This is a genomic window from Bacteroides sp. Ga6A2, from assembly GCF_000702225.1.
GTDB lineage: Bacteria > Bacteroidota > Bacteroidia > Bacteroidales > Bacteroidaceae > Ga6A1.
In genome coordinates, this window is record NZ_JNKX01000043.1 from 25,724 (window position 1) to 33,180 (window position 7,457).

Sequence of the window (7,457 nt, forward strand, 5' to 3'; positions counted from 1 at the left end):
GATGGATGTGACAGCCGGCTCATATCGCCCTCGCAACCCTGGTCACGACTACTACGGCAAGGGTATCTATCTTATCACGTTGGTGGTGAGAGAACGTGAGCCTTTGCTTGGCAGTCTGGCTGGCGATGCGGCACACCCCGAGGTGCTTCTGTCGCCCTTGGGCGAGGTGGTAAAACAAATATGGGAGCAGACACCCGTATTGCAGGAAACACTACACGGCAACAAAGTGGCGGTACATGCTTGTATATGTATGCCCGACCATTTCCACGGCGTAATAGAAGTATTGGAGCCGATGAAAAAGAAAAGCCTCGGCGATATAATACAGGCAATCAAGGCAGCTTGCACCAGCAGATGGCAGCAGATGCAAGGGCTACCGGATTCTTACAATCGACCGATAATGGTCGATTGCAATAGAGCGGATGCACCACTATGGCTGCAAGAAAAGGCACAGAGGTTTAATAACGAGGGGCAGCTTTTAAACAATCTATCGAAAAAACAGCGCCAAGAGTATTACGCCTTAGTGGGGCGTGCTCATCGTCCTTTGTTCGACGACAACTACGACGACACCGTGTGTATTGACAGACGCCACTTCGAGGCGATGGTAGCATACGTCAAGGACAACCCACGGCGTGCCATCATGCGGCGAACCATGCCTGATGTTATGCGCCGAAGCCTTCATGTGCAGATAGGAGGGCGCGACTACGGCATTTTCGGCAACCTGTTTTTGTTGCGATGGGCAAACAAGATTCAGGTGCAATGCCACCGCCGCCATCCTGTAAGCCTGCAGCCTTACGAGCTTACTGCCGATTATGCCCTTCAGCGCGAGCAATGGCTTGCCAGCGTCCTTGGCGGAGCAACGGTAATAGTAACGCCCGGCATATCGCGAGGCGAGTTGTTGATGAAGAACGAATGTTTGGAGCGCGGCTTTCCGCTTATACACATACAGAAAGAGCCTATAAACAACTATTGGAAGCCTGAGCGCAGTAGGTTTGAGGCGTGTGCCAAAGGTTGTTTGTTGATACTTGCGCCGTGGAAGCTCGACAAGATGGATGCGGTTAATGGTGTGCCGGCTGATACCGATTACAGCCGCTTTCACAACCTTAACAAGCTTGCCGCCGAAATATGCAGCTTCACAGGCTTTGCCAAAATAATAAAAGACAACGGCACATAAAGCCCGCCCTTATGCGCAGGCAAAAAAGGTGGTAAAAAAGTAAAACTACGCTGACCGTTTTCGGTCAGCCATAGTAACAAAAAACAGCCGCAAAGCCGCAAGCAAAACAGCTGACCGAAAACGGTCAGCCCAAGCCGAAAAAGCCTGCCACCAAACGCAGCAAAAAAAGCAACCCCTGCCTGCAAAAAAAGTTAAAAGTTAAAAAGCCGCTCCAGAAGCCCCGCTCAGTTCGGAAGCCAAAGGTGCATAACATTATAAACAAAGAAAGATGAAAGAAAACTGGACATATAAAAAGTTGGGAGAAGTTTGCGGAATAACTATGGGGCAATCTCCTGATAGTGATAGCGTAAATAGCCTTGATGGAATAGAATTTCATCAGGGTAAAACTTGTTTTGGAGAAAGATTGTTAGGGGTATCAAAGTTCTTTGCAAGTAAGCCATCTAAAATTGCAGAGCCGAATTCTGTATTATTGTGTGTAAGGGCTCCTGTCGGTTATCCTAATATAACAGACAGAAAAATATGTATAGGAAGGGGATTGTGTGCTTTGTCTGTAAAAAAAGAAATAAATGTTCCTTTTTTGTATTACTCATTATTGAGTAGACAACAATATTTTGAAAAAAATGCAACGGGTTCTACTTTTAAAGCAATTTCTTCAAAAATTGTTTCTAATACTCTTATTCCTATCCCTCCAATGGAGGAGCAGGAGAGGATTGTGGCTGAACTCGATTTGCTGCAATCTGTTATAGATAAGAAGAAGGCGCAACTTGATGAATACGACAAACTTGCTCAAAGCATCTTTTATGAGATGTTTGGAGACCCTATTGATAACCCTAAAAAATGGGAAGTGAAAAAATTGGGAAAAATTACAAAATCAGTTGGCGGAGGAACTCCATCTAAGACGGTTCAACAGTATTGGAATGGGGATGTTGTTTGGGTATCATCTAAGGATATGAAAACTACATATATATCTGATTCTCAAATACACATTACACAAGAAGGCGTTGAAAATAGTTCTGCCAAATTACTTCCAATAGGAACTATTTTAATTGTTAATCGTAGTGGAATATTAAAACATACTTTACCTGTAGCAATAACTACTAGGGAAGTAACAATCAATCAGGATATAAAAGCATTGGTTGTAAATGATGAAAAGGTTGCGAATATTTATCTATTATTTTGTATAAAAGCATTTTCGAATTATTTGCTTTCTAAAGTAAAGACGGTTACTGTTGATAGTATAGAATTTGCAATATTTAAAAATCTTCCAATTCCTCTTCCCCCTCTTTCTCTTCAGCAATCTTTTGCTGAAAAAATCGAGGCGATAGAGCATCAGAAAGAGCTGGTAAAACAGTCGTTAAACGAGGTTAAAACGCTCTTCGATAGCCGCATGGATTACTATTTCAACTAAAAAATAACAAAAACTCATGAAAAACTTTGACTATCTGCAAGATTTGGGGCTGACGGAACTTCACAACTTCTGTTCGGCAGCCGAGGATTTTCAGGTAAGCAATCCCGACATTAGCGCCATAAGCGCACGAAAGGCGTTGGAATATATCGTCAGGGCTCTCTACCTGATGAAGAATATCGACATTCCCGAAAGAACATCGCTTTTTGAACTCGTTGACGGCGAGCCCTTCCGCGAGTTTATCGGCGACGACAAGGTGATGATGGCGGTTCACTATGTACGCAAGGTGGGCAACAACGGAGCACACGGAGTGAAGGTTACAAAGAAAGAATCGTTCTTCTGTCTTATTAACATCTATAATGTTGTTGCAGCCATTCTTAAAAAACTAACCTTTGTAAAGGAAGTAAAGCCTTTCGACAATGCCCTAATCCCTAACAGTCCGCAGTTGCCAAGCCTTACGCCTGCAACCGTAACTGTTACGCCGCAGTCTGCCATTGTGCAGACGGCAGACAAGGATGCGGCAGCCGACAAGACTCCTGTAGCGCAGATTCCGACAGGCATATCCGAGGCTGAGACACGCCGACTGTATATCGACCTCATGCTTAAAGAGGCTGGCTGGGAAGTGCTTGACAAGGAAGGAACAATCAAGCCGTCGAAAGCGTGCATAGAAGTTGAGGTTGACGGAATGCCAAACAAGGGAGCAAAGGTTGCCATGGGTAACGAATATGCCGACGGGATGCAGGTTGCCGACGAAGGCACGATTCCGTCGGGCGGCAAAGGCTATTGCGACTATGTTTTGTTTGGCGGCAACGGTCTGCCACTTGCCGTTATCGAAGCAAAGAAGGCAAGCGTTTCGCCTGTAAAAGGCAAGCATCAGGCAGAACTCTATGCCGAGTGCCTTGAAAAGAGATACGGCATAAAGCCTGTAATATACTATACCAACGGCTTTGAAACCTACATCATAGACGGCTTGGGCTATCCGCCACGCAGGCTCTATGCCTTCCACTCCGAAAACGATTTGGAACTGCTGATACAGAAGCGCAAGCGGCACGACATAACAGATTTCAGCGTTAATGACAACATAACCGACCGCCACTATCAGAAGATGGCGATAAAGTCGGTCTGCGAGCATTTCAACAACAAGCATCGCAGAGGCTTGCTGGTTATGGCTACGGGCACGGGAAAGACACGAGTGGCAATATCTTTGGTTGATGTGCTTGCACGCAACGGATGGGTTAAGAATGTGCTTTTCCTTGCCGACAGAATACCGCTGGTAAGTCAGGCTCACAAAAACTTTGTCAAGCTGCTGCCTAACATGACAACCTCTATTCTGAGCGAGGACAAAGACCCCGACACAAACGCGCGCATCACGTTCTCGACATATCAGACGATGATTAACTATATCGATACCGACGAGAAAGCCTTCTCGGTTGGCAGGTTCGACTTGATAGTGATTGATGAGGCTCATCGCTCAATTTTTGGCAAATACTCGGCTATATTCAACTATTTCGACGGTCTGCTTGTTGGGCTCACAGCCACGCCGAGAGATGAGGTTGACCGCAGCACCTACGAGACATTCCAGATGGAACAGGGCGTGCCAAACTTCGCCTACGAACTGGAGGATGCCGTTGCCGACCATTATCTTGTAAACTACATAGGCCTGAAGCGCGGTTCTCTTATTCTGAAAGACGGCATAAAATACGACAGCCTGAGCGACGAGGAAAAAAAGCAGCTCGAAAGCGTGTGGGAGTATGAGAAGGCAAGAAAGGCGATAAGCGACGAGGACTATCATCGTAACATACAGAACAACGAGATTTTCAGTTATATCTTCAACAAAGACACGATAGACCATGTTCTGCAAGACTTGATGGAGAACGGCTTGAAGGTGCAGAGCGGAGAGAGGATAGGCAAGACCATCATCTTTGCTTACAACCATCGTCATGCCGAAATGATTGTAGAACGTTTCTATGCTCTCTATCCCGAATATGCAGGCGAGAGCAGCGAGTTCTGCGTGCTTATCGACAACTATGTAACATATTCGAAAGACTTGATAGACAGGTTCGAGATAAGAGACGGAAATCCGCAGATTGCGGTATCGGTAGATATGCTCGATACGGGCATAGACGTGCCTGATGTGCTGAACCTTGTGTTCTTCAAGATTGTAAAGAGTAAGATAAAGTTCATGCAGATGATAGGTCGCGGTACTCGTCTTTCTGAGAATATATTCGGAAACGGAAAGGACAAGGAGTTCTTCTACATCTTCGACTGGTGCCGAAACTTCGAATATTTCGGAAATAATCCCGATGGGCAGAAGATTGCCGTTGCTCAGTCGCTTACAGAAAAGATTTTCGCGCTAAGGGCAAGGATTGCCTTCTGTCTTCAGCATCAGAAATATCAGGAAGACCAGTATGCCAAGGGACTTCACGACGAGATAAAGACGCTTTTGTGGGGACAGGTTTCAGCCCTGTCCGACAGTCACATAAGTGTGCGTGAAAGGTGGGAGACGGTAAGCCATTTCAAAGGCAAGGAGGCTTGGAACTATCTGTCTGAAGTAGATGTTGCTACACTCGGCAACGAAATTGCGCCGTTGCTGCCAAAGAATACTCTCGACGAGAATGCCAAGAAATTCGACTTGCTGGTCTTGATTATCGAGCTGTCGCTTATCAACGGAGAGACAAATGCCGGCAGGGCTGTCAACTCGGTTCGGACAATAGCCGAGAAACTGCAGGAGAAAGCCACGCTGCCGCAGGTGCAGGCAAAGATGGGCACAATCAAGGAGGTGCTGTCGGATGTGGCATGGCAAAACGTTTCGCTTAGCTGGCTCGAAAAGGTGAGGAACGACCTCAGAGACTTGGTAAAGTTCCTTTTGGGGCAGGGTGGCAAGTTGTTCATGGTCGATATAGAGGACAGCATCTCGGACGAGGGTACGGTTGAGGGCATCACGCCGCGCGTATCGTACAGACAGAGCGTGCTCGACTTTCTGGCAAATAACAGAAACCTGCCTGTGCTGAAAAAGATATATGAGATGGAACAGCTTACCACAGCCGACATCGCCGAACTTGAACGCATATTGTGGAAGGAACTTGGCAGCAAGGACGATTACGACCGTTATACCAAGGGAATGACTTGCGGCAGTAATGTTGCCGTATTCATACGTTCGATGGTTGGCGTTGACAGAAAAAATGCGATAAGATGTTTCTCTAAGTTCATATCGGGTAGTGAACTGAATGCCGAGCAGGAAGATTTTTTGATGACGGTAATAGCCTATGTCTGCGAGAATGGAGACATAACAAAAGAAACGGTGGTTAACGAGCCTCCGTTCGACGAAAGACTGTCAGTATTTGATTCATTTATGTTGCCGCTGGCAAAGTACATAGATAATATCCATTCGGTTATTACTCCAATAACAGCATAAGATATTATACAAGAGTCTCAGCCTTTCGGGCTTGAGGCTCTTTTTTTTGCCCCAAACCCGAAGGCATCCCGAAGGCAACCCGAAGAATCATCGGTTTGTTAAAAAATGTTACAACGAATCCTTTTTGATGGAAAAACGTTTATTTTGCGATGAATAAAAACGACGCATGGTAATGAGAACAAAACTGATGATTCTTTTCTTTCTGCTGATAGACGGTCTTACGGCTTTCTGCCAAAGGGAGTTTGACGATGTTTTGCCGATGTCGCTCAGTAAAAGAGAAACTTACATGGTAAACTTCAATAACAGATTCGGTATAACTGATTATGTTAGGTATAAGTCGTTCGATGTCAAGGCGATGACGGGTGCTATTGCCGATAGCGATACTCTCCGGAACTGCCTTCTTGTTTGTAAGACCGATTCAGATGTTTACATTAAGGAAGAGAAAAATCCGCAGGAAGTTTATTATTACACAAAGTTATGCGATTCAATATGGTACAGTTTCCGCTGCATGAAAGCATGCGAGATTGATTGTAGGAATGACTTTGCAAATGCTGCCGACTCAAAGGCGAGGGAAGATTTGGAAAACTACAAGCAATCTGCACTAATGAACCAGATTTATGCCTACGACATTTTTGTGTGCAACGGCGCAATCTGGGAACTGAAAACTTCTTATGTCCCAGAGAAAGATGTCTACAAAATCCCGAAGGGCAAGGCGTACAAAAAGAAGGTATATGGTCAGTCTGTTGTTTGCAAAAGAAACAACGGATGTGCAAAGTTCAAGAATGATTATGAAGGGACTTTAATCGGTTCAAGCATGAATGTTCTTGACGAGATGAAATCCATATTGAAAAGCGGAAAGCCGATAGGCGATTATCTCCTTAGATTCAACGGAAGGAACTACGAGTATGTCTGGGTTAGTGGCTTCAAGGAGTGGAATCCCGAAATAGAGAAGAGGAATTTCTGGAAGAAGAAAGACGAGCCTTGTGTTGTTGGCATCTTGCCTTGCGAAACATTAGACATGGTAAACATTCTTTGCGACTTGAAATAAGCCCGAAAAGTCGCTTAGTTCTGCCGATTTTCTGCATACTTTTCAATAGCCTTCGTCCATAGTTCGAGTCGCAATTTCTGCTAAATAGAAAGCATAATTATGAAAATGATAATCCGCAATATCCCCAAATGTGTTATCTTTGCAATTGAAAAAAATCATAGTCAAATGAAGTTGTTGGATTTTGCAAAACATTTCGACAGCGAGGAAGCTTGTGAGAAGTACCTCAAGGAAACTCGCGAAAAAGAAGGTATAAAGTGCAGCCGCTGTGGCTGCGAGAAACAGTACTGGAACCGTTGCCACAAACGCTGGATGTGTGCCAAGTGCGGACATGAGACTACCCTCAGGTCGGGCACGGTTATGCACGGCAGCAACCTTCCACTGCTATACTGGTTCACAGCCATTCACTTGCTCACGTCCA

Annotated in this window: 5 protein-coding genes; all 5 read left to right on the plus strand. The window is 45.3% G+C overall.

All coding sequences use genetic code 11. The annotated features are described in order from the left end of the window. Window position 1 precedes the first annotated feature (1 nt). On the plus strand, window positions 2-1,171 hold the full coding sequence (locus T538_RS0111300; RefSeq protein WP_031533894.1) for a hypothetical protein: 1,170 nt from the start codon (window positions 2-4) through the stop codon (window positions 1,169-1,171). Between the two features lie 268 nt (window positions 1,172-1,439). Next, entirely contained in the window at window positions 1,440-2,579 is a 1,140-nt protein-coding gene (locus T538_RS0111305; RefSeq protein WP_081834968.1) for a restriction endonuclease subunit S, read from the plus strand. Window positions 2,580-2,595: 16 nt separating this feature from the next. Next, entirely contained in the window at window positions 2,596-5,991 is a 3,396-nt protein-coding gene (locus T538_RS0111310) for a DEAD/DEAH box helicase family protein (protein ID WP_051656051.1), read from the plus strand. Window positions 5,992-6,163: 172 nt separating this feature from the next. Then, window positions 6,164-7,039, plus strand: a complete 876-nt coding sequence (locus tag T538_RS0111315; RefSeq protein WP_155993142.1) for a hypothetical protein — start codon at window positions 6,164-6,166, stop codon at window positions 7,037-7,039. Between the two features lie 165 nt (window positions 7,040-7,204). Continuing rightward, window positions 7,205-7,457 (plus strand): transposase (locus T538_RS0111325; RefSeq protein WP_031533027.1); only part of this gene is annotated, 253 nt, incomplete at its 3' end.

Coding starts and splice junctions, on each gene's coding strand:
- T538_RS0111305 (WP_081834968.1), top strand. CDS start 1,440: ATGAAAGAAAACTGGACATATAAAAAGTTGGGAGAAGTTTGCGGAATA.
- T538_RS0111300 (WP_031533894.1), top strand. CDS start 2: ATGGATGTGACAGCCGGCTCATATCGCCCTCGCAACCCTGGTCACGAC.
- T538_RS0111310 (WP_051656051.1), top strand. CDS start 2,596: ATGAAAAACTTTGACTATCTGCAAGATTTGGGGCTGACGGAACTTCAC.
- T538_RS0111315 (WP_155993142.1), top strand. CDS start 6,164: ATGAGAACAAAACTGATGATTCTTTTCTTTCTGCTGATAGACGGTCTT.